This is a genomic window from Gluconobacter wancherniae NBRC 103581, assembly GCF_007988885.1.
Classification (GTDB): Bacteria; Pseudomonadota; Alphaproteobacteria; order Acetobacterales; family Acetobacteraceae; genus Gluconobacter; species Gluconobacter wancherniae.
Genome location: NZ_BJUZ01000005.1, coordinates 37670 through 58153, shown reverse-complemented (window position 1 = coordinate 58153; position 20484 = coordinate 37670). Strand labels below are relative to the sequence as shown.

The 20484-nt window shown below is 56.3% G+C and carries 20 protein-coding genes and 1 other RNA gene; 11 read left to right on the top strand and 10 right to left on the bottom strand.

Features of this window, described 5'->3' with window-relative positions; genetic code table 11:
- Positions 1-3: 3 nt before the first annotated feature.
- A complete protein-coding gene (thyX, locus tag GWA01_RS12635) occupies positions 4-924 on the bottom strand; it encodes an FAD-dependent thymidylate synthase (RefSeq protein ID WP_146798635.1) in 921 nt (306 codons plus the stop codon).
- 59 nt (positions 925-983) lie between these two features.
- Here thyX and ssrA point away from each other — a divergent pair.
- Positions 984-1307, top strand: a transfer-messenger RNA (tmRNA) gene (gene ssrA / locus GWA01_RS12630).
- 90 nt (positions 1308-1397) lie between these two features.
- Positions 1398-1952, top strand: a complete 555-nt coding sequence (locus GWA01_RS12625) for an SspB family protein (protein ID WP_146798633.1) — start codon at positions 1398-1400, stop codon at positions 1950-1952.
- A 9-nt stretch (positions 1953-1961) separates the two neighbouring features.
- On the opposite strand, the gene GWA01_RS12620 is transcribed toward GWA01_RS12625, so the two are convergent.
- On the bottom strand, positions 1962-2576 hold the full coding sequence (locus GWA01_RS12620; RefSeq protein ID WP_146798631.1) for a TetR/AcrR family transcriptional regulator: 615 nt from the start codon (positions 2574-2576) through the stop codon (positions 1962-1964).
- A 65-nt stretch (positions 2577-2641) separates the two neighbouring features.
- Here GWA01_RS12620 and GWA01_RS12615 point away from each other — a divergent pair, with 65 nt between their 5' ends.
- From GWA01_RS12615 to GWA01_RS12605, 3 genes are all read left to right on the top strand, one after another.
- Positions 2642-3214, top strand: a complete 573-nt coding sequence (locus GWA01_RS12615) for an isochorismatase family protein (protein WP_146798629.1) — start codon at positions 2642-2644, stop codon at positions 3212-3214.
- Positions 3207-4292, top strand: a complete 1086-nt coding sequence (locus tag GWA01_RS12610; protein ID WP_146798627.1) for an AbrB family transcriptional regulator — start codon at positions 3207-3209, stop codon at positions 4290-4292. Before GWA01_RS12615 ends, GWA01_RS12610 begins: the two co-directional genes overlap by 8 nt.
- A 78-nt stretch (positions 4293-4370) precedes the next feature.
- Positions 4371-4763: a VOC family protein gene (locus GWA01_RS12605; RefSeq protein ID WP_146798625.1), complete on the top strand. Its 393-nt coding sequence runs from the start codon at positions 4371-4373 to the stop codon at positions 4761-4763.
- A 43-nt stretch (positions 4764-4806) separates the two neighbouring features.
- Here the strand turns inward: GWA01_RS12605 and GWA01_RS12600 are convergent, their stop codons facing one another.
- The 4 genes from GWA01_RS12600 to GWA01_RS12585 form a co-directional block, all read right to left on the bottom strand.
- Complete coding sequence (locus tag GWA01_RS12600) at positions 4807-5025, bottom strand: hypothetical protein (protein ID WP_146798623.1); 219 nt, start codon at positions 5023-5025, stop codon at positions 4807-4809.
- A 63-nt stretch (positions 5026-5088) separates the two neighbouring features.
- On the bottom strand, positions 5089-6249 hold the full coding sequence (locus tag GWA01_RS12595) for a lactonase family protein (protein WP_228118652.1): 1161 nt from the start codon (positions 6247-6249) through the stop codon (positions 5089-5091).
- 131 nt (positions 6250-6380) lie between these two features.
- Positions 6381-7166: an ABC transporter ATP-binding protein gene (locus GWA01_RS12590; RefSeq protein ID WP_146798621.1), complete on the bottom strand. Its 786-nt coding sequence runs from the start codon at positions 7164-7166 to the stop codon at positions 6381-6383.
- A 4-nt stretch (positions 7167-7170) separates the two neighbouring features.
- On the bottom strand, positions 7171-8052 hold the full coding sequence (locus GWA01_RS12585) for an ABC transporter permease (protein ID WP_146798619.1): 882 nt from the start codon (positions 8050-8052) through the stop codon (positions 7171-7173).
- 224 nt (positions 8053-8276) lie between these two features.
- Between GWA01_RS12585 and GWA01_RS12580 the strand changes: the two genes are divergently transcribed.
- Genes GWA01_RS12580 through GWA01_RS12565 form a run of 4 tightly spaced genes read left to right on the top strand, consistent with a single transcriptional unit; the run spans position 8277 to position 12086 of the window.
- The gene (locus GWA01_RS12580; RefSeq protein ID WP_146798721.1) at positions 8277-9665 is read left to right on the top strand and encodes a lytic transglycosylase domain-containing protein; all 1389 of its coding nucleotides are present in this window, start codon (positions 8277-8279) and stop codon (positions 9663-9665) included.
- Between the two features lie 24 nt (positions 9666-9689).
- Positions 9690-10241, top strand: coding sequence for a peroxiredoxin (locus tag GWA01_RS12575; RefSeq protein ID WP_146798617.1), 552 nt, complete (start codon positions 9690-9692; stop codon positions 10239-10241).
- A 32-nt stretch (positions 10242-10273) separates the two neighbouring features.
- Positions 10274-11530, top strand: coding sequence for a phospholipase D-like domain-containing protein (locus GWA01_RS12570; RefSeq protein WP_146798615.1), 1257 nt, complete (start codon positions 10274-10276; stop codon positions 11528-11530).
- A complete protein-coding gene (locus tag GWA01_RS12565) occupies positions 11478-12086 on the top strand; it encodes a DUF1643 domain-containing protein (protein ID WP_146798613.1) in 609 nt (202 codons plus the stop codon). The genes GWA01_RS12570 and GWA01_RS12565 overlap by 53 nt, the downstream gene beginning before the upstream one ends.
- A 15-nt stretch (positions 12087-12101) precedes the next feature.
- Here GWA01_RS12565 and GWA01_RS12560 read toward each other — a convergent pair whose 3' ends face one another.
- Positions 12102-12734: an FtsQ-type POTRA domain-containing protein gene (locus GWA01_RS12560; RefSeq protein WP_186819573.1), complete on the bottom strand. Its 633-nt coding sequence runs from the start codon at positions 12732-12734 to the stop codon at positions 12102-12104.
- A gap of 299 nt (positions 12735-13033) precedes the next feature.
- Here GWA01_RS12560 and GWA01_RS12555 point away from each other — a divergent pair, with 299 nt between their 5' ends.
- Both GWA01_RS12555 and GWA01_RS12550 read left to right on the top strand, forming a co-directional pair.
- Entirely contained in the window at positions 13034-14578 is a 1545-nt protein-coding gene (locus GWA01_RS12555) for a carbohydrate porin (RefSeq protein WP_146798609.1), read from the top strand.
- Between the two features lie 125 nt (positions 14579-14703).
- Positions 14704-16911 carry a TonB-dependent receptor gene (locus GWA01_RS12550; protein ID WP_229316091.1) on the top strand — a complete coding sequence of 736 codons (2208 nt, stop codon included), beginning with the start codon at positions 14704-14706 and terminating at the stop codon, positions 16909-16911.
- A gap of 88 nt (positions 16912-16999) precedes the next feature.
- Here GWA01_RS12550 and GWA01_RS12545 read toward each other — a convergent pair whose 3' ends face one another.
- The 3 genes from GWA01_RS12545 to GWA01_RS13065 form a co-directional block, all read right to left on the bottom strand.
- Positions 17000-18580: a carbohydrate porin gene (locus GWA01_RS12545; protein ID WP_146798607.1), complete on the bottom strand. Its 1581-nt coding sequence runs from the start codon at positions 18578-18580 to the stop codon at positions 17000-17002.
- Positions 18581-18792: 212 nt separating this feature from the next.
- Positions 18793-20295, bottom strand: coding sequence for a peptide MFS transporter (locus tag GWA01_RS12540; RefSeq protein ID WP_146798605.1), 1503 nt, complete (start codon positions 20293-20295; stop codon positions 18793-18795).
- Positions 20296-20330: 35 nt separating this feature from the next.
- On the bottom strand, positions 20331-20480 hold the full coding sequence (locus GWA01_RS13065) for a hypothetical protein (RefSeq protein WP_186819579.1): 150 nt from the start codon (positions 20478-20480) through the stop codon (positions 20331-20333).
- Between the last annotated feature and the right edge of the window lie 4 nt (positions 20481-20484).

The window sequence follows — 20484 nt, the reverse complement described above, 5'->3', positions numbered from 1 at the left end:
TGATCAGCCATGTGGATGGGGAGCGTCCAGCATGGCATTCATCTCAATCCATTCCCGTTTCGTCAGGCCGGAATTCTCCTGCCCTACGTCCTCACCGGCGAGACGCCTACGCAGCACCTTGAGCATCCCGGCAGAGAACGTGAAAGCACCCAGACGATATTCCTCGAAAGCCGCAGCCGTTGCCGGAACCCATGCCTTGAGAATCTCAATCATTTTTTCGGCATAAACACGGATTTCGTATTGCGCATGTGCATCCGCACGCAGTGCGAGGAAGTGCATGAGATTATGCAGATCAACCTTCCAGTACCATTGCGTATAGGTGTTCAGCGTAAGATTCATGCGGGCAAGTTCACGGGCAAGACCCATACCCTCGGGGTCAAGCATAGTCTCGTAATCATCGTAGCACTGGGTGGCATCCCGATGCAGAAGATGCAGCACCTGACGGGCAGCATCTTCGTCCAGCGCATCACTGCGTCCCTGACGGTTGGAGCTGCTCTGGGCCGAAACCTGATCCAGCGCAGGCAGATAGAATTCACGATCCAGAATCGAATACCGTGCCGAATATTCGTTTACGCTCGCCATGCGATGGCGAATCCACTGGCGCGCCACGAAGACGGGCAGCTTCACGTGAAATTTGATCTCGCACATCTCGAACGGCGTCGAATGACGATGGCGCATCAGATAACGGATAAGCCCCGCATCCTCTGATACCTTGCGCGTGCCCCGGCCATAGGAAACGCGGGCGGCCTGCACGACAGCACCATCATCACCCATATAGTCCACGACACGGACAAAACCGTGATCCAGAACCTCGAAAGGCGTGTAAAGCAGCTCTTCCATCGCCGGTACGGTCGGGCGGGAAGTCAGCTGGGGAGCGGTACGTTGCGCGTCGATTTCGGCGCGCTGTTCAGATGTCAGAGCCATGACCTGCCTCTAGCATGCTGACCTCCTTCGGGTCACCAGCCTATTGAGTTTTTCGCAATCCTCTTGCGAAGGCGCGCGTGCAGGCCTATGTTCAGCGGTGCAGGGGGTTCGTCCCTAGCTATGGCGATAAACGGTAAGTGGAATAAGTGTTGTGGACCCGGGGGCAGTGCCCGGCGTCTCCACCAATAAAAACCCCTCAAAAGGGGGTCTGTGGGGACGAAACAGGCTCGACGCGCACGGTAAAGACTTATCTTTTGCCCGGTATTGTACCACCGTCATCGGGCTAAACTTACAAGTGCCAATGATAACTCTAAGGTGCTCGCTGTCGCTGCATAAGCGATAAGCGCGGTTCGGGAGGCACCGGGCAACAGAAGCCTCCCACTTCAACAAGATCGCACAAAGACAACTTGCCTTCGGCGCGCGTCTGTCGCAGACCTGACCCAACTGACCGTACAATATTCAGGTTTTTAACCATGAGCGACGACGACAACAACGGCCATGACGGGTTCGACGACCTGCCGGACAGCCTTCTTCCCTATGATGACTGGGTTGAAGACGCGTATCGCGAAGTCATGCTGCGTGCCATCGAGCACGTTGCAGCCGAAGGCCTGCCTGGCGCCCACCATTTCTACCTGACATTCCGCACCGATCGCCCGGGCGTGGTGGTACCGTCCCGCCTACGCGCGCAATATCCTGAAGAAATGACCATCGTCATCCAGCACCAGTTCTGGGATCTGGCACTGGATCGCGACAAGAACACCGTGTCTGTAGGCCTGTCTTTTGGCGGCGTCGGCAGCATTCTGGTTATCCCGGTTTCTGCCATCACCGCCTTCGCAGACCCACACATCCGCATGGCTCTGCGTTTCGCGAGCGCACATGGCGAACTTGAGGAAGATATCGAAATTCCGGAAGACGCCGTTGAGCCAGACGATATCGATCCGGCTCACCACCCGGAAGTTCAGCTCGAAGAACCCAAAGAGGCGGAAGTCGTCAGCCTCGCAGCGTTCCGCAAGAAGCCACAGAAATAACCCTCTACCTCACGGCACCCTCCTCAGGGTATCCGTGAGGTAGAGGCACAGGGCACGCTCCAGCTCTGGCATGACTGCCCCCTCCCCGTCGGCCTCAACTTTTTCAAGGCCGGCGACCATCCTGAGCATCTGTGACGCCATCCGTGCAATAACAGGCAGCCTTTCCGGGTCTGCCTCCGGTGCGTGTGCTTGCAAAACATCGGCGGTCCGTCTCAGGATTTCGAGCCGCAGCTCCCTTCGCCTCGGCGCCAGATCCTCCCTGATTTCCAGAAAAGACATCGCAAGCTTGCGAAGTTGAAAACGGTTCTGCATATCCTGAACCATATGCCGGGCCAGTTCCTGCGTCGTCATGAGTGGTGCACAGGCCCTCAACTCTGACAACTGGTCGTAACGCAGCGCGACATACCGATCCAGCAGCGCATCCCACACTTCATCCCGATTACGGAAAAACCTGTAGAGCGACCCTGGGGCCGTTCCCGATTCCTCGGCCACGGCAGACATGGTCGTGCCCTGCAATCCACGCTCCGCAAAGAGTTTCGTGGCGGCTTCCAGAATGGCTTCCACCCTCGCTACGCCATGACGTCGGATCGGGATACGTGCCGGTATTTCGACTCCTTTTGACATATGCGAGATAATCCTCAACTATTAGTAGGTGCCTACCCTATTCCAGGACCTCAGGAGTGTCACGCATGACCATATCACTTGATCCCACGACCACCGCACTCGTGATGATTGACCTTCAACGCGGCATCCTCGGCATGGATCTTGCGCCCTATGATTCTGCCACCATCCTCCAGAAATCCCTCTCCCTGGCAGAGCGCTTTCGCAAAGCAGGCGGCCTTGTCGTGCCCGTGCATGTGGCTTTCGGAAAAGATGGGCGGGACGCACCCTGTGGGCTGAGCGATGTCGGTGGACGCGCGGCACTACGCCAGCTTCCTGCGGACTGGGCCGAATTCGCGGAAGGCGTTGTGCAGGAGGGAGATCTGGTCATTCTCAAGCAGCAATGGGGCGCATTCACCGGCACAAAGCTGGACAGTTCCCTGCGACGCCGAGGCATCAAAACCATCGTTCTTACGGGCATCGCCACCAATTTTGGCGTCGAATCAACCGCGCGCTTCGCATGGGAACTGGGATATAACGTCGTAATCGTCGAAGATTCCTGCACCTCTTTCGGCAAGGAAGTGCATGACATGGCCGTAAACGTCGTGTTCCCACGCATTGCCCGTGTCGTCACATCGGATAATCTCACTCTGGATGCCTGAACTCCCACCAGCACTCAGCCTGCACACCACCATCCTACGCTGGCTTGGCCTGCTGTGTCTGTCTGTCCTGGCAGTGGCTGTATTTCTTGCTGTGCATCTGTCTGCTGGCATGATGCTCGGCCCCATGATCGCAGCAATCATTGTTGCGGTCTCCGGGCATGGTGTGCGTGTCCCGAAAAGCCTGTTTTCGCTCTCACAGGCCATTATTGCCTGCATGGTGGCCTCAGGCCTTTCGGCACCTGTTCTGCGAGATATCGTCCAGCATAGCGGCATCATGCTTTTCAGTGTGCTGTCCGTTGTCGTGGTCAGCTTCGGGACCGGTGCCGTTCTGGCATATTTCCGTGTCGTCCCGGGAACATCAGCCCTCTGGGGCTCATCTCCGGGCGGCGCGTCTATGATGACGCTGATGTGCGAGGCTTTTGGTGCGGATGCACGCCTCGTGGCGTTCATGCTCTATTTCCGCGTCATTCTTGTCGCGATTGCTACATCGGTGGTCGCCAGAATTGTCACTGCAGGCCACCATGTCCCCTACCTACCGCCAAGTGGCGTGGGTGACATCTATCCCACAGTCGCCCTCATACTATGTTGCAGCCTGCTAGGCCCCAGACTCCGCATTCCAGCAGCCCCCCTGCTTCTCACGATCCTTCTGGGCACAATTGCGAAACTGACGGGCATATTTACCGTCGCAACGCCTGAATGGCTGCGGGTTCCGGCATATTTTCTTCTGGGCTGGACCATAGGCCTACGGTTCACAGGGCCCGTCCTTCGCCACGCCCTCAGCGCTCTGCCTGCTGTCGCGCTGTCTTCCACCATCCTGATCCTGACCTGTGCGGCGCTGGCATTTCCGGTTGCCAAACTGGCACATGTCGATCTGCTGAGCGCTTATCTGGCCACAAGCCCGGGCGGGCTGGATACAGTCGTCATCATCAGCGCGAGCATCCCTGTGAACCTGCCGTTCATCGTCTCATTGCAGACAGCGAGAATGATTGCTGTCATCGTGCTTGGCCCCATGATCGCGCGACCTTTGGGGCGCTGGCTTGAACAGCACAAGCGCCCGCAACATATTTCCAGTCAGTGAGGGATCTCCGGGGGCATGGCCTCCACCAGCAATCCCGTCCTATACTTGCCACTCAAACTGTCCCAACGAGGCAAATCCATGCGCTTTACCGTTGACCGACTTGACCATGTCGTTCTTACCGTCCGTGACAGAACGGTTTCGGCGTCGTGGTACCAGCGCGTTCTGGGGATGGATATCGAGGAATATGGCCGCAATAATCGCGTCGCACTGAGCTTCGGCGGCCAGAAGATCAATCTTCGCCCTGAAGGATCAGAAGGATGGGAGACAGCAAAGGGCGCCGTTCCCGGCGCATCCGACCTGTGCTTCACCAGCGCCATTGATAGCGAAGATGTTGTACACCATCTTGAAAAATGCGGTGTGGAAGTGCTCAACGGCCCGGCGACCCGCATCGGTGCCCTTGGGCCCATGACGTCCGTCTACTGCCGGGATCCGGACGGAAATCTTATCGAAATCGCATCCTACAAGGGCTGATCGAAGTTTATGTGCGGCAGGGGGACGTCCCCTGCCTCCCAGATCACCAGTTTTTGGAAATCAGCCAAAACTCTTCTGACGTCAGGGTAATCACACCGCAGCCCTCAGTTTCTGCTGCTGCAGCGGCAAGCGCCTGAATACGCTCAATCATAATGGTCTTGCGCTGGTGGGCTTCGGACGTCTCCTTGACCGTTGAAAGCGTCTGGAGGGCGGATTTTGAAGCCCGTGAAACGCGGGCGGCGTCAATAGCGGCGTAAGACATCGTGTGACTCCTTCATGGGATGGAACGGCCCGATCCTAGACCGCCCCAGCATGAGCGCCAACCTTATCGCTGCCGTTCCAGATCGGCACCTGCACCTGGAAGGTCCGTGTCTCCCTGAACCTTCAACACCTTTCCGTTCCACGACAGCGTACGGAGTTTGTGGTCCACAGCGCCCTGCGTGATGATTTCTTTCCCGTCCGGAGAAAAGACGAGCCCCTGAGGCCACAGAGTACCCGGTGCCTGCGCAACCTGTTTGAGATGCCCGTTATTCAGAGCAAATACAGTCACGATACCACGGGCATGATATCGCGCCGAGCTCTCCGGTAGCGCTGAACCATTCTGGGATACCACGGCCAGATAGCGACCATCCGGGGAAATATCAGTCCCTTCCGGAGCATTTGGCACAACTACACGATCCACAACCTTCAGGCTTGGCCCCCGCAGATCCAGCATGGCGATAGCCCCCGGCAATCCCTCCCCATGACCCAGCACATTGACGGATGCATATTTTCCATCCGGCGTCAGGCGCATCGTCCAGGCACCGGGTGCCAGCAGAATGGGGGACGGATCAATATGCAGATCATCACCATCAATATTAATGGTGAAGACCAGATCGCCCTTCCACAGGCTGACAAACGCCTTTTTGCCATCTGCCGAGATCGCTACACCTCCCACGAAGCCCCCCTCGACGGGCATCATCAGGACTTTCTCATTGGAGAGATGGCCATCGCGGAAACTAAACCAGCTGATGGACCCGGACTTGCCGTTCGCCACCATAAGATGAGTGCCATCAGGCGTTAGCCGAACGGACGTAGCCCCCGGCCGGGCCTGTACTGTCTGCACGACCTTTGGTGCGGCACCTTTGAGATCAACGACGCTCACCCTGTCATCGGGTACGATCTTTCCACCTGCTGGGTCCGCTTTAGAAGCTGAACTCACAATCGCATAATGGCCATCTGGCGTCAGTGTCAGGCCGGTTGGGGGGCCGACAACGCTTGCAGGGACATCAACATTTGCCACTACGCGCCACAGGCCATCAGCACCTCGCGTCAGCGTGCTGAGGCTGTCATGCAGCACAGGCCGTGGCAGCACCTGAACACCGTGCTCAAGAAGTGTATGGCCGTCATTGGCGGAGACAACTGTCTGCGCAACAGCCGCAGAGCTGACCATCAGCAGGCCAGACAGGGCCAGACCGGAAAGAAGCAGAACCCGCAATGGGCGCATGTAGAAGCGCTCCCTTTTTTCAGAACATTTCAATGCGGCCAGAACGCCCACACATGCCTGAACCGGACAAATAAACTGCCCGTGACAAAGGAACACAGTCTGGTGAGATGAATAGATCTCACCAGAAGGTATCAGCCACTTTCGGCAACGAACGCCTCATAGGCGTCAAGAACAGCGTCAGGCTTTCCGTCCATGACAATCTTGCCCGCTTCGAGCCACAGGACCCGCGTGCACCACTCCCGCAAAATATCCAGCGAATGCGACGTAAAGACGAGGATCTCAGCCGTTTCCACCATGCTCTCCAGCCGAACACGTGCCTTCGCCTGAAAATTGCTGTCTCCGGCCATGAACCATTCATCCATAAGCAAAATCTGCGGACGGGGAACGGTCGCCAGAGCAAAACCCAGCCGAACAGACATGCCTGCGGAATAGAGCCTCAGTGGAAGATCAAAAAATGGACCCAGTTCCGCAAAAGCCTCGACGTCGGCCTCCAGCGCTTCTGTTTCCTTGACGTCAAGCTGAAGCCTGCGGGCAAAAAGATGTACATTTTCACGCCCGGTCAGTTCCTGATTCATGCCGGAACCAGGATTGATCATCGCATGCGTTTCACCTTCAACCGACAGACTGCCTGAAGACGTTTCATAAATACCACCAAGCACACGCAGTAGGGTGGTTTTACCCGCACCGTTATGCCCGACCAGCCCAAGACGCTCTCCACCCTCAACATCGAACGTAATGTCCTTGAGTGCCAGAACCTCAAGCCCGGAAACGCCGTTCTGCAAAGCTCCTCCGACCTTGGACTTGGTGCTCCCCAGCGAGGCGCGGGCCCGCGCGAACAGGGTTTTTTTGAGAGAGCGCGCACTTCCGTGCAGCACCGGATAAGACAACGAAAGGTTTTGCAGACTGATATGGGCCATCGTCTCAGATCCAGAACACGAGGCGCGCGCGCACCTTCACGAAAACAACGGTGGCAATAAGGCCGAATACCAGACTTGAGCCGATCGCCATTCCCCAAACGGAAAGCGCGGGCGGCGTACCCAGAAGAGGCCCACGCACAATCTCCAGCAGGGCATAAAACGGATTGTAGATCAGCAGCCTGGAGTTCGGGCCCATCTGCTGCGGCATCCAGATGATTGGGGTAACGTAGAAAACGATCTGCATGAGCGAGCCTATGATGGGCGGCACATCCCGAAAACGGGCACACAGACTTCCGAGCAGCATGCAGGCCGCAACCCCGTCCAGCATCCATAAGAGAAGGCCAGGGAGTGCCAGAACCGCGTCAAACCCCGGCCAACGACCGAAAATCACGAAGACGACAAACGGCACAATAAGGTTGAGGCCAAAAACCACGGCATTGCGCGTGAGCATTCTCACCGCCTGAAGCAGGAATGGCTGACGTACCGACCGGATGGATTCCTCTGCGCTCACAAAGCATTCGCAGGATTCCGAAATAAGGCTCGACAGCCCCGCCTGCCAGAGCATCAGCGACAGGGCGAGGAAAGGCAGATACGCACCAAGTTTCATGTGAAACAATGTGCTGTAGATAATGCCCATTGAGGCAACCATAAGCGCTGACGTCACCGTCATCCACAAAGGCCCTAATGCGGATCCACGATATCGCAGACGGATATCAAGTACGCCCAGCATAACACCTAGGCGCCAGAGTCGCGCAGTTTCGACGAGGTCCGCCAGCGCCATGCCCAGCGGGGACATTCGCTTCTTCACCCCTGCCACCAGTGCGGCATTCTGCATCTGAAGGACGTCGTTGTGGGAGCCGGGTGATGCCGGTGAAGTTTCGGTCATAGCTGTCGCGTAGCCGATCAATGGGCAGGACCACAACCAGGGCAATGCTTGTGATTCGGGAAACGGGCGCCTAACCTTGGCACATGCCCTATCAGATTGCGGTGCGGAGACCGAATACCCTGCTGTTCCAGACCCTCGGATTTTCCAAGTTTCGCCGCAATTGTGGTTCAGGACATCCTCAATTCAGCAAGCACGCATCCCTTTCATCAGGTAAGCTCGGCCCGATGCCACGATCGATCTCACCGTTTCAGCTCTCTTCAAGCCGTCTTAGCGCTCTGCGCTCCGGTGCAGCGCTGGGGCTGATCGGCCTGCTGGCGGCATGTGCCGGGACTCCCAATTCCTCCGGGCCACAGCTTCCCGTATCCCAGGAAGCCGCCACGTACCGCGCCCACGCAAAATCTTACTACGCCCCCCCAGGCCCGCCAGACGACCCATGGGGGCCATATATTCGTGAGGCTTCAGAACGCTTCGATGTACCGGATCCGTGGATCCGGGCAGTCATGATGCGCGAATCGCGTGGCCAGCTCTATGACAGCAGCGGCAATTTTACCACTTCCGTACCGGGGGCCATGGGCCTGCTGCAGCTCATGCCGCCAACGTATGATGACATGCGCGTACAATATAGTCTGGGCGACGATCCGTACGATCCCCATGACAATATCCTCGCGGGCACGGCCTACCTCCGCCAGATGTATGACATCTACGGCTCTCCAGGCTTTCTCGCAGCGTATAATGATGGCCCTGGAAGCCTTGACAATTATCTGCGCCGTGGACGCCCTTTGCCACGTGAAACACGCCGGTATGTTGCCGCAATCGGGCCGCAAATTGCCGGAATATGGCCACATAACCGATCAAACGCTGATCTTCTCGTATCTCAGCATGACCCAAATGCACGCGTCCAGTTGGCTCAGAATACTCCTCAAATGTCCGATGAAACGACACAGGAGAGCAACTCCATCCGGGCTGCATGGCGCCAGAAGAACACGCATGAAAATGCCGACGATGCTTCAGCGCCAATGCAGGTTGCCGAAGCACCCGAGGCTGCTGCCACGGCAATTCCCACCACTGCATCTGCAAGCCCTACGAGTGTGAGTGCGGCATGGGCAGCACGCGGCATTCGAACGACGGCACCCCAGACAGTTGCATATCATCCGGATCAGGTTTCGGACGACGACAACTCTGACGGCTCTGATGATCGTGTCACCGCACATGAAATTCCGATCGGGCATCGCCTCCCCGCGCAGCCCATCATGGCCGTCATGCCCACGGCAAAGCCGCAATACCGTCTTGCTCCCCCCATGCGCGCCACAGCGCCAACACATACGACACATCAGGAACCCGCTCCTGATACGTCAGGCCCACATACCTGGGCCATTCAGGTTGGTGCATTTGCCAATGCCGGTCAGGCGGGTGCTGCTGCATCGCGTGCGCATAGCAATGGCGGGGTGACACTTTCATCTGCCCATACGCAGGTCGCAAGCGTAAAAGCTGGCAAGGCTCACCTGTTCCGGGCGCGTCTGACGGGGCTGTCGCATGAAAATGCTGTTGCAGCCTGTCACCGTCTGTCGCACGCTTCGCCGTGCGTCGTGGTTCCTCCCGGCTCTACATTCTAGAATTCATACGATCGGAAACATTACATGCGCCGTATTCTGCAAGCATCAGTTTTCTGCGCAACTGTCCTGACTGGCGCCCTTGCCTGCACTCCAGCGCATGCCGCACTGGAAACCGGATCTACTGCTCCGGATTTTAGTGCCCCTGCCAGTCTGGGCGGTAAGGAATTCACCTACAATCTCGCCGAGGCCCTCAAAAAAGGCCCGGTAGTCCTGTATTTTTATCCAGCCGCTTTCACAAAAGGCTGCACACTCGAAGCCCACGATTTTGCCGAAGCAATACCTGACTTCAAAGCCGCCGGTGCATCCGTCATCGGGATTTCGATGGATCCGATTGCCAAGCTGGACAAATTCTCCGTCAGCGAATGCCGCAGCGCGTTCCCTGTGGCAGCAGACCCGTCTGGCAAGATTACGGCAGCTTACAAAGCGAAAATGCCACTGCTGCACATGTCGAGCCGTACTTCCTACGTTATTGCTCCCGATGGAAAAGTCATCCTGACCTACGCATCCATGTCTCCTGACGATCACGTGGCCCGTACACTTGCCGCAGTAAAAACTCTTCAGGCAAAAACGCACTAAGAAGCACCCTCCCCCGCTGCAGGACTCTTCCCATGGCCCTTTCACGACGTCCCCTGTCTCTCCTGCTGACAGGACTGCTCGCCGCGACAGGGCTATGCACCACCCTTGATGCCCATGCGGCGGACGGTATCCGTATCGTCGAAAGTGTTCCTACAGGGACAATCTATGGCGAGCCCGGCATGCCTCGTGCGCGTGAGGTATGGCTGGAAATGCTACATAACGCGAAAAAAAGCGTCGATATCGCAGCATTCTACATCGCAGAGAAAAAAGGCGAGGCACTCTCCGGCGTGCTCGACGCACTGGAGGAACGCTCCAGAGCGGGTGTTCAGGTCCGGCTTCTGGTGGAGCCGAGCTTCCTGCACGATACCCAGCCTGTTCTGGACCGCTTCAAGGCCTTCCCGAACATTCATATCGAAATTCTACCGACAGATCACCTCACCGGCGGTATCCTGCACGCCAAATATATGATCGTGGATCGTGACGTAACCTTCATCGGGAGCCAGAACTGGGACTGGCGCGCGCTCGACCACAACCACGAACTTGGCGCCGAGATTACAGACGCCCGCTTTGCAGAGAGCATGGAGGGCGCATTTGAGGAACTCTGGGCGCTCGGTGGCGGCAAACTGCTCGCAAAAGAGCAGTACCTCACGGCCGCGCCTCCCGCAGTTCCACCCACAACGGAATCAGACCCGATCTCCTTTGAACAGGACGGTGCGAAGGTACTGGCATTTCCAGCCTTCAGCCCCCCTTCCATGCTGCCACGATGGTACACGGCAGAGCAGCCGGCGCTTGAAAACCTGATCCATCAGGCACGTCATGATCTGCGCATTCAGGTGATGACGCTGAGTGCGATCCGCCAGTACGGGCCACCCGGATATTGGCCTGAAATCGACACTGCCATCCGCGATGCCGCCGCACGCGGCGTGAATGTGAAGATCATCGTCGCGGACTGGGCCCTGCATCAACCTATGCAGGCCTATCTCAAGAGTCTGGCCGTTCTGCCCCATATTACTGTGAAATTTTCTACAGTTCCGATGGCGAAGGAAGGCTTCATTCCTTATGCTCGCGTCGAACACGCAAAATACGCCATCGCCGATGATGATGCTTTCATGATTGGTACCGGCAACTGGGAATGGAGCTATTTCAACAATACCGTTGATGCGTCCCTGTTCGTGCACGGTACAAAGCTGACCGGCACGATGCTCAGTATTTTCGACCGCGACTGGAATGGCCCATATGTCACGACTCTCTCCCCGGCCACGCAATACCAACCAGCCCACAACCACTGATCTTTTCGGAAACCACCATGTTGGTAACTCGAAAGCCCTCAGGCTCTCGGAAGACGTGGTGAGTACTGCAATCTATGGCGGCCCGGCAGACTGCTATCGTTATACGCTCAGACGTACATGGGACCCGTCCGCTCCGCTGGTCATGTGGCTCATGATGAACCCGTCACTCGCTACCGAGATTGGAGACGATCGGACGGTTGCAAAATGCCAGCGTTATGCCCGGGCATGGGGATATGGTGGGATATTCGTCGGTAACAGCTTTGCCTATCGATGCACGGATCAGAAGCGCCTTCTTGAAGTCCCTGATCCAATCGGCCCAGAAAATGACAAACATCTTTTGGAGATGGCAAGGCAGGCAGACCTCGTCGTGTTGGCCTATGGAGCCCCACAGATAAAGACACTCCGTCCGCGGGGCACCGAAGTGGCGCGCATGCTGGGCAAGGCAGGCATTAAGGTAACAGCACTTCGCCTGAGCAAGAGCGGACGCCCTGAACATCCACTCTATCTGCCGTCAGAACTGAAACCTGCGCCCCTAGACCCCGAAACACTGACCTGAGCGCAGGCTCCAGTCTTACTTTGCCGGAGACGGATTTTCGTCAATCTGCCAGGTCAGGACCACGTGGTGATCATGATTTGGATATGTCGCCACCGGTTGAATACGCACAGCAAGGTTCTTGCTTTTATACGCTGACTGAATAGCGCTTTCGTCCGTAACGACTGACTTGTCAGACACTGCACCACCTGGGCGCAGATGTGTCACCGCTGCGAGCGCTTCCGTCGGGATACGGGTATTTCCCTTGAACTCCACCTGATCAAGCACGAGCTGCTGACCCGTCGCCGCAGGATGGGCAGACTGCTCGCCAATCAGCAGAGTCACCATCACCGACGCACCCTTAATCTTCATCTGCTCACCCAGACTGCCGCCAATGTTGCGCTGGCTGTAGAGGTCCGCCACACGCTGCTGGGAAGCCTTGAGATCATCCTGCGTCACATGATCACCTGGCTGATGGCCAAATGCCCGCAGAATATCCTCCGTGGATACCGCCTTGTTTCCTTCAACCTTGACCGCACTCAGCGTCAGGGGTGCAGTCTGGGCAGGAAGCGCACGGGCATACGCATTATCCAACGGAACAACGCTCGTTAATGATGCAGTAAATAGTGCAAACCCGAGAGCTGTACGAACAAAAATTGAGCGGGCGACCATGGGTAATTTATCTCCATATTTCATAAGATTAGTGAAAATTCTCACTTATTACGCACTATTCCCCACAAAGGTTCAATAAGTTCATCGTGACATGCTGTTTCGTCGTATTTTATGAGTCGAAATTCTCGCAGATACATTTCTGAATCCGGATTATTCTTTCCCTTTGCATTGACACCCCCTGCACCATTCTGCGACATGAGATGTTCAAACCTGAAATATGCGATTTTTTCCTGCCCCTCCTCGAGCAGAGAATGCGTTCGCAATTATTAATCCACGATGAAAAGGATAATCGGCACCTCATGGCTGTGCTCAACATTTGCGCTCGGACCCGCACCAAAGCCCGTCCCGAACGACTGAGTGTCGTACTCCTGGGGTTGCTTTCCCTGACCTGGCTGGCCCTGAGCCCCGGCAGGGCAATAGCCCAGTCTGCAAATTCCGAAGGCTCGACCACCGCATCCGGCCCTTCTGCAACGCAGAACACCGGAAACAGCAGAAGCGTGAACACCAGCAGTCCGATTATGGGAAACTCCTTCCGCGGAGCGGCAGTAATCAGCCCCGTCACGGACCCTGGGCCATATTTTTCAGCCCCGATGGGAGCGCAGCATTTCCTGGGAGACTGGGCAGGCGCCCAGCCGTGGCTGCTGAAGCATGGCATTCACCTTCTCGCAGCGATAAATGAGGAATTCGCGGGCAATGTCACAGGCGGCAAGGAACGCGCTTACTCGGATACAGGTCAGTTTGGCATCGAAATGGATGTAGACTGGGACAAGCTCGCCGGTATCCCAAATTTCTGGACGCACGCGATTGTTGTGAACGGGCATGGCCAGAGCGTTTCGCGCAATTTCGGGGACTCTATCGCGGCAGTCCAGGAAATTTATGGCGCGCGCGGAAATGTAGTGGCGCACATGGTAGCGATGTATGGCGAGAGCGCATTTTATCATAACCGCATCGATGTCAGTGCTGGCTGGATTCCTGTGGGCAGTTTCTTTGCTGCATCCCCGCTGTTCTGCGACTTCATGAATGTTGCCATGTGCGGTAACCCAATCCCCAACAAGAGCACTGAAGGCAATCGTGACTGGCCATCAGGCAATCTAGGCGCAGTGGTCCGGGTAGTACCCACTTCCGACACCTATATCATGGCAGGGCTCTTTGCCGTCAGCCCGCACTCCTATAATGGCGGCATTTCGGGCTGGGCCTGGGCGCAGTCCGGGCTTGGAAAATTTTCCACCCCGGTCGAGCTTGGATGGACGCCGTCTTTCGGACAGCACAAGCTGATCGGACACTACAAGATCGGCTATTCCTACGATAATTCGCGCTACAAAAACCTCTATGAAGACGCCAACGGCAACTCATGGCAGGCTACTGGCCTCCCCGCCCGTTATGAAGCCGGACGCAACAGTGCGTGGCTGATCATGGACCAGATGCTCATGCGCAACGGCGAAGGCGCGAGTAACGGCCTGATCGCCATGGCAGGCGCCATGTATAGCGACGGCAAGACCGTTGCGATGCGAGATCACACATGGGTTGGTATGATCGATAGCGGCGCACAATGGGGCCGCCCGCTGGATACGGTAGGTGCCATGTGGCAGCATTTTGATATGAGCCGCACAGCTGCATTGCAGCAGGAATCCTCGTTAGCCCTGAATCTTCCCTTTCAGAGCAACCAGTTTGGCCCTGTTTATGGTGTGCAGAGCCATGAAGACGTTTATGAGCTGTTCTACAGCGCACATGTCGCCCGCGCGATGGCCGTTCAGCCGGATTTCCAATATATCCAGCGGCCCAGCGCCACGACCACCTTCCATGACGCAGCAGTCTTTGGCGTCCAGTTCACGGTTGTCCTTTAAGACCAGCTGGATTGCCTGAACACAGCCCCCTTCAGGGGGGCTGAAACACTTCTCCACACTCATGGACTTGCGAATAATTATCAATATCGTATGGAGCGTGCCAATTCTGTTTATCTGAGGTTACCGTGAGCGCACTCCCTGCAGCGAAATTCCCGCAGCGTCACACCTTCGCAAGTCTGTCGCTTCTCCTTCTCGCAGGCGTCAGCATGTCCGCGCATGCCGCTGCGAGCCAACCCGCCGCCACTCCGGAGAAAGCCGCCGCCCAGACGGACGAACAGATCGTTGTAAAAGCCAAGCGCCGCAACCAGATGGAAGTCACCAGTGGAGGCCAGCTTGGTGCGCTCGGCAACAAGCGCGGTTTGGATGTGCCGTTCAATATCCGCAGTTACAACTCAAGCCTGATCCTGAACCAGCAGTCCCAAACGTTGGGCGAAGTCCTCGAAAACGACCCTTCGGTGCGGACAACGTATGGCTATGGCAACTTCTCGGAAATGTTCGTCATTCGTGGCTTCGTGCTGAATGGCGATGACATTGCCATCAATGGCCTTTACGGCATCACGCCCAGACAGCTCGTCTCGCCACAGCCATACGATCAGGTTCAGGTCCTGAACGGTGCCAGCGCTTTCCTCAATGGCGCAGCGCCCAGCGGGTCAGCCATTGGCGGCAACATCAATCTGATGTTCAAACATGCCACCAATGCCCCCATCACGCGCCTGACGGGAGACTACACCAGCAGCGCCATGGGGGGTGGCAGCATTGATGTCGGACGTCGTTTCGGACCGGAAAAGAACTTTGGTGTGCGCCTTAACGTCGCAGGCATGTCCGGTGAAGACGCAATCAATAACGAATACCGTCATTCTGCGGTTCTTGGTGCGGATTTCGACTGGCACGACAGCAGCAACCGCACGCGCATTTCACTGGACATGAACTATCAAAACCAGGGTGTGGATGGCGGGCGCCCTGCCATCTTCCTGGGAAGTGGTGTGACTTCCGTGCCCAGCGTACCCTCGGCATCACATAATTTTGGCCAGCGCTGGGCCTATAACAACCTCAACTACATCTTCGGCATGCTCAATGCCGAGCACGATCTTTCAGATCATATCACGGTCTATGGGGCGTTCGGGGGCCTCGGAAGCAACGAGGATGGTAACTACTCCTCCCCGACCGTACAGAACGCCACGACAGGCGCGGCCACGGCCGGCAGCATGTACGTACCCTATGCTCAGACCAATGAAAGCACGAGAGCGGGAGTTCGCGCACATTTCAGCACTGGGCCGGTTCGACACGAAATCAACGCCGGTGGCTCATCGCTCTGGGCTGATAGTGGTGCTGCGTACAGCATGGCGCTGACGCCCATCACTACAAACATTTATAACACCCCAGCAGTCGCCGCGCCCGCACAGACCTACTCCAACGGTGTTCTGGATGATCCACAATCAACCAGCAGAACACGCCTGTACAGCCTGTTCTTCTCCGATACGATGTCGTTCTTTCATGATCGTGTCGCACTGACCGGCGGCTTTCGCTACCAGAACATGCTGATCAATGGATATCAGTATTCCAAGACCGGACGAGGCGCCGAAAATGCCCATTACAATCAGGATGCCATCACCCCGGTGGTGGGCCTTGTCATTCATACGACGCGCCAGACATCCCTGTATTTCAACAGGATTGAGGGCTTGTCTCAGGGGCCAACTGCCACGGGCAACGTCATTAACGTAGGTCAGGTTTTCCCGCCCTACAAATCCACGCAGTACGAGGTTGGGGCCAAGTATGACATCGGACGTTTCAGCGCGTCTCTGGCGTTTTACCAGATCTCACAACCTTACGGATATGCAGAGGCCATCGGCTCCACCGGCACATATGCCTACCGCCTCAACGGTCTTCAGCGGAACCGCGGCGTAGAGCTCAGCGTCAATGGTGAGATCCTACCCGGCCTGCGCTTCAATGGTGGTGGAACACTCATTGACGCTTCCCTGCGTAACACAGCAGGCGGTCTCCAGAATGGCCACTCAGCCATCGGAGTTCCGAACTACACAATCAACGGCAACCTCGAATATGATGTGCCGTTCCTGCAAGGCGCAACTGTTGTCGGGCGTGTCGTCAATACGGGGAAACAGTGGGTCAACACGGCCAATACGCTGCATCTCCCCGTCTGGACACGGTTCGATCTGGGTGCACGCTACACGTTCGTCACCTATCACAAGCCCGTCACATTGCGCTTTGGCGTGGATAACATCGCCAACACACGTTACTGGGCATCCTCCTTCAACGGCTACCTCCTTCAAGGCGCTCCACGGACTTTCAAGGTCTCCTTCACGACAGATCTTTAAGCCCGAATACAAAAAAAGCCTGATCGGTTACCGATCAGGCTTTTTCCGCAAATTTCCTGCCCCTCATGAAGGGCAAGGGTTGCGATTTTCAGAACGTGATACCTGTTTCGAAATCAAGCAGCAGCGGGTTCTTGTAGCGATGTGTGCCACCCGTGTTCCAGATATACTGGGCACCCGGACGGATCACGAGCCAAGGTGTCGGGCGCCAGCCATAGTTGAGTTCCATGGCACTCTCGCCTGAAGGCTTGTTGAAATCTGCACCTGCAGCCTGCATCTGACGAGCCCAGATCGTCAGCTTCGGATTGACCCAGAGCATCTTCATACCAAGGCTGATCGTATCGTTCGGACGGTTTGCAAACGTGCCCTTGCGGGTCAAACCCCAGGTGATGAAATACGGAGCAACTGCCGTACGCGGATCACCCCAGGTGAACGAGCCAAAGAAAGACGTTCCACGGCTCGGGTCGGACGCATCGCGCTCAAGCATATGATCAAACTGGAACCAACCACCAAAACGGCCACGAACCTTGGCGGTCGGTGCAGAGATCAGATACTGTGACGGCACGCCGTAGGACGCCAGTTTGGAATATACATCGCTGACCTGCGATGAATCCCAGTAACCACCAATCTTGATGTTCGTCTGTAGCGGGCCACTGAAATCATCATTACCGCCGCGATGCCAGCCGAGCTGGAACGGCACGTAAGTACCCGTCGCACCGTGAAGGTTCATCTTCCAGCCATTATGCGTATTCGAGATCACTGGATCGACTGAATAAGCGCCGAACTGGACGAGATAATGGTTATTGCCCGCAGGATAGAACTTCACCCATGCGCCCGGATGGGCCGTCGGGTAATAACCATAACCTGAATTCATCGCGATGGACTGAGGCATACCGCAGATCGCATTTGATTCGAACTGACAGTACTGGCTCATCCCCCAGTACATTGACGACTGCTCGAAATCATTCTCAGTGTTAATTTCACCGACTTCCGTCGAGACATAATGGTTCCAGGGCATTTCCCAAGATAGACGCGTCAATCGAACCGTCTCACCCGAACCGAAAATCTGCTGTGGACTGTCCAGCGCCGGCAGTGTGGCGCCAAGTCCAAGCCCTTGACGTGCGGTAATCAGAGTATGGATCATACCGAGATTCCAGCCTGTCAGCTTCTTTAGATTGAAATCGACGTTGATGCCGAATTCATCTGCATACCGAACGTTCTTGGACTTGCCCCCCATCGGATTTCCGGCACTGTCTTCGAGATAATGGCCACCAATATTGATGCCCATATTGGTCAGACGTGTCCGATATCCACCCCAGTCGCCGGTCATGGTGCTCTGCGTCAGCCAGTCATGAAAACTCGCCGGGAAAAAGCTGTGCTGGGTGGAGTCACTGATCGCCCCACTATCCTGAGCCGGAACAGGCCCTGCAGATTGGATCGCCGGAAATGTTGGCTGACGCCCCGTATTGCGGATGACCGGCGAACCCATCGTGTGAGGATGGTTCGCAGCAATGTTACCGGTCTGATGAGGAGGCTGTGCAGATGAATGGTGCTTCGCCGCAGTTTTCTTTGTCGTCTCGGCATACGCACCTGAAAGTCCCAAGGGAAATACAGAGCTTATGGCGCAGGCCATCCCCAGAACTTTCAACCACTCACTGCTAACTTGCTGCATGATCTGGAACTGCCCCTCTTTATGCCATCGCGTCGGCTTTCGATCAGAAGGGGCGACTCATACAGTCCAGAACTGGTCCAGAATAGAGCGGAAAGCCAAGGAAACCCTCATCTTTCATGAAACCCGTGCCATCGTCGCAACAATTATCACAACAATACGACTTGGTTTCCGAGGATTTCCGCCAAATTACAAACAGTTCATTCGATGGGCTGTTAACCTTTGCCAATCATCACGTTTACGTGTTCTTCGGCCCAACGACGAGCCAAAGGCTCCAAACAAGCAAGCGCGATCACAATTCCAACAGCTGTAGCGAACAATGTCCTGAAGAGGGGCGCATAAAACGCTGGCCCCACAGACGAGACCATATCGGACGGCATCGCTGCTTCATTAGCGATGATGCTGCCGACATACATTGAGATGCCCCAAAGCAGATAAAGCCCTCCCATGAGGAAGCCGCTGAGCCTTGCAGGTGCATATCGCGCGATCACCGCGAGGCCGAGACCATTGGTCAGGAGTTCAGCCGTGGAGAGCAATCCATAACCAACAACCATGATCCACGGCGAAACAAGCCCATGCGCGGTAATGGACGCCACCCACCATATTGCAAAGGCAGCAGCCGCAAACAGGTATCCGAGGAGCATCTTGCGCGGCAGGGAAATATCGCGCTCCTTGGCGCCAAGCCGGTTGTATAACACCGCAAGGATCGGGCTCAGGATCATGATCCAGATGGAATTCAATGCCTGAAACTGTCCCGCAGATAGATGAAACAGCGTGACGCCCGCAATCTCGTAATCTCCAGAAACAGCGCGCAATGCGAACAGGGTCAGCGATGTCATCATCTGTTGATAGAAGGCCAGATAGAACATGGTCTGGATTGAAAGCAGATATGTCAGACGCAAACCCGGCCGCTCTTGCGCAGGGGCCTGAACATAGAGAACTGCCCATCCCAGGATCAGCACGACGCCAGCCGTAATCACGCAGGTCCGCGCGAGAGCGGCGTTCCCCAGAATCCAGGCAATGACAGCAGTCACGACAACCATGCCTGCCACGACCAACCCCAGCCGTCCCCATTGCATTGAGGAAGTCTCGTTTGCTGCGATGGTCTGGGAAAGCCAACGCGCGCGCCACAGATAATAAACCAGACCAATGACCAGCCCGACGGAACATGCGCCGAAGGCGACGGGCGCTCCATAATTATCCTGCAACCATGGGGTAAGAAGCATCGACACGGCCGATCCCACATTGACCGCCATATAGTAGAGCGTGAATGCCGCATCGAGGGCAGCATTATCACCCTCATAAATTCTGCGGACGAGATTTCCGGCATTGGGTTTGAAAAGACCATTCCCCGCGGCGATCAATGCCATTGCAATCAGGAAAAATTGCGGAGAACCAAGGGAAACAGCAAGCAGGGCATATCCTGCGGCCAACGAAACCGCCCCCAGAACCATCGCTGGGCGGGCTCCCAGAAGCCGGTCTCCGATGAGACCGCCCAACAGAGGCGTGATGTAGGTAAAGGCCGCCAGTGCACCCATGAGAAGATTGGCTGCGGTGTCGGACATACGAAGCTGGCCGACCATAAAGATCGTCAGGGCAGCCTGCATGCCGTAATAGCCAAACCGCTCCCACAGCTCGATTGCCAGAACGACTGTAAAAGCCTGCCTGCGGGTGGCAGGTTGGTGTGAAGCGGTAAGCGTAGATGTAGATCCGGTCATGCGAAGCCCGTCATTTGATGAGACGGGCACGCACCTTAAGGCAAATGCCACTCCCCGGCGAGAAGCTGAGCATGCATGCTGATCAAAACCAGACCTACCACGAAAATCAACGCTACGATAACGCCGAGAATTTCACGCCATGGCCATGATGGAAGGCGTGCTCTGGCGCGACGCATCATACCCACCAGC